We start from the raw sequence: 254 nt of genomic DNA, 5'->3' as shown, positions 1-254 counted from the left end.
GCCCCATACCGTCGCGTCGTGTCGCTCCTGCAGCGGCAACCGCTCGGCGGTTCTGGTCGGATAGCGATCGATCCGATTGTCAACCAACGTCGTTCGTCCTTCCTCTCAGTCGGCCGGAACGGCGATCAACGGATAAACGCCGTTCTCGTCGTGCACCTCCTGCCCCGTGACAGGAGGATTGAACACGCACAGCATCCGCATCCGTGTCCGTGTCCGCACCTCGTGCTTCTCGTGCCCGTCGAGCAGGTACATGG

Annotated in this window: 1 protein-coding gene; it reads right to left on the bottom strand. The window is 62.6% G+C overall.

Annotation, left to right across the window (positions count from 1 at the left end; genetic code table 11):
- Positions 1–105 precede the first annotated feature (105 nt).
- On the bottom strand, positions 106–252 hold the full coding sequence (locus CUZ56_RS16290) for an ectoine synthase (protein WP_204250967.1): 147 nt from the start codon (positions 250–252) through the stop codon (positions 106–108).
- Positions 253–254: the final 2 nt, after the last annotated feature.

Source organism: Saezia sanguinis (assembly GCF_003991585.1).
Taxonomy (GTDB): domain Bacteria; phylum Pseudomonadota; class Gammaproteobacteria; order Burkholderiales; family Burkholderiaceae_C; genus Saezia; species Saezia sanguinis.
The sequence above is the reverse complement of the archived record's forward strand: the minus strand, read 5'-3'. Positions and strand labels throughout refer to the sequence as shown.